Source organism: Exiguobacterium sp. s80 (assembly GCF_018618725.1).
Classification (GTDB): Bacteria; Bacillota; Bacilli; order Exiguobacteriales; family Exiguobacteriaceae; genus Exiguobacterium_A; species Exiguobacterium_A oxidotolerans.
Map to the genome: position 1 here is coordinate 1 of NZ_JACSMP010000023.1, position 1,177 is coordinate 1,177.

At 47.7% G+C, this 1,177-nt stretch carries 10 tRNA genes and 1 rRNA gene; all 11 read right to left on the minus strand.

What is annotated here, in order from left to right:
- Positions 1 to 96: 96 nt before the first annotated feature.
- Positions 97 to 173 (minus strand) — tRNA-Pro (locus KNP94_RS15720).
- A 5-nt stretch (positions 174 to 178) separates the two neighbouring features.
- Positions 179 to 252, minus strand: a tRNA-Arg gene (locus KNP94_RS15725).
- An 8-nt stretch (positions 253 to 260) separates the two neighbouring features.
- Positions 261 to 343 (minus strand) — tRNA-Leu (locus tag KNP94_RS15730).
- 36 nt (positions 344 to 379) lie between these two features.
- Positions 380 to 454: transfer RNA gene (locus tag KNP94_RS15735), tRNA-Gly, on the minus strand.
- A 14-nt stretch (positions 455 to 468) separates the two neighbouring features.
- A tRNA-Leu gene (locus tag KNP94_RS15740) sits at positions 469 to 552 on the minus strand.
- 7 nt (positions 553 to 559) lie between these two features.
- Positions 560 to 635 (minus strand) — tRNA-Lys (locus KNP94_RS15745).
- A 26-nt stretch (positions 636 to 661) separates the two neighbouring features.
- A tRNA-His gene (locus KNP94_RS15750) sits at positions 662 to 737 on the minus strand.
- Between the two features lie 16 nt (positions 738 to 753).
- Positions 754 to 829: transfer RNA gene (locus tag KNP94_RS15755), tRNA-Thr, on the minus strand.
- Positions 830 to 838: 9 nt separating this feature from the next.
- Positions 839 to 914: transfer RNA gene (locus KNP94_RS15760), tRNA-Phe, on the minus strand.
- Positions 915 to 941: 27 nt separating this feature from the next.
- Positions 942 to 1,017 (minus strand) — tRNA-Asp (locus KNP94_RS15765).
- 72 nt (positions 1,018 to 1,089) lie between these two features.
- A 5S ribosomal RNA gene (rrf, locus tag KNP94_RS15770) occupies positions 1,090 to 1,177 on the minus strand; the annotation flags it as partial.

Genomic DNA, 1,177 nt, shown 5'->3' on the forward strand with positions numbered 1-1,177 from the left:
AAGTCACGTTGACGAAGCTTGCGCTTCATTCATTGTTTGTATCCGAAGATACGTTTTTTGCCTCATCGTTCAGTTTTCAAAGTCCGATAACAATAATGGTCGGGAAGACAGGATTCGAACCTGCGACCCCTTGGTCCCAAACCAAGTGCTCTACCAAGCTGAGCTACTTCCCGAAAAGTGCACCCTGAGAGATTCGAACTCCCGACCCCTTGATTCGTAGTCAAGTACTCTATCCAGCTGAGCTAAGGGTGCATAATAAGTGCGGTCGAGAGGACTTGAACCTCCACAGTGTTGCCACCACTAGGCCCTCAACCTAGCGCGTCTACCATTCCGCCACGACCGCAAATTATGCTATTTTTTGTTACTTCTATTTAAAAAATGGAGCGGAAGACGGGATTCGAACCCGCGACCCCGACCTTGGCAAGGTCGTATTCTACCACTGAACTACTTCCGCATTATAAATATAAATGGTACGGGTGAAGGGACTTGAACCCCCACGTCAAAGACACTAGATCCTAAATCTAGCGCGTCTACCAATTCCGCCACACCCGCATAAAAATGGTGTGTCATGCAGGATTCGAACCTGCGACCCTCTGATTAAAAGTCAGATGCTCTACCAACTGAGCTAATGACACAAACTAGTATTAAATTAAAAATAAAATGGGGCGACTGATGGGAATTGAACCCACGAATGCCGGAATCACAATCCGGTGCGTTAACCACTTCGCCACAACCGCCATATTAAATGAAAAATGGTGCCGGCAACAGGAGTCGAACCCGCGACCTACTGATTACAAGTCAGTTGCTCTACCAGCTGAGCTACACCGGCAGGTGTAAATGGTGGCTTTGGACGGAATCGAACCGCCGACACGAGGATTTTCAGTCCTCTGCTCTACCGACTGAGCTACAAAGCCATAAAGAAAAAGATCGGTAAATAAAAATGGCGGTCCTGACGGGATTCGAACCCGCGATCTCCTGCGTGACAGGCAGGCATGTTAACCGCTACACCACAGGACCGTGGTAACTTGACGACTTCTATAATGTTATATTAGTCAGTCAAAATTGTCAAATACTTTATTAAAAAAGTATGCCTGGCAACGTCCTATCCTCACAGGGGGAAGCCCCCAACTACTTTCGGCGTTCAAGTGCTTAACTTCCGTGTTCGGCATGGGAACGG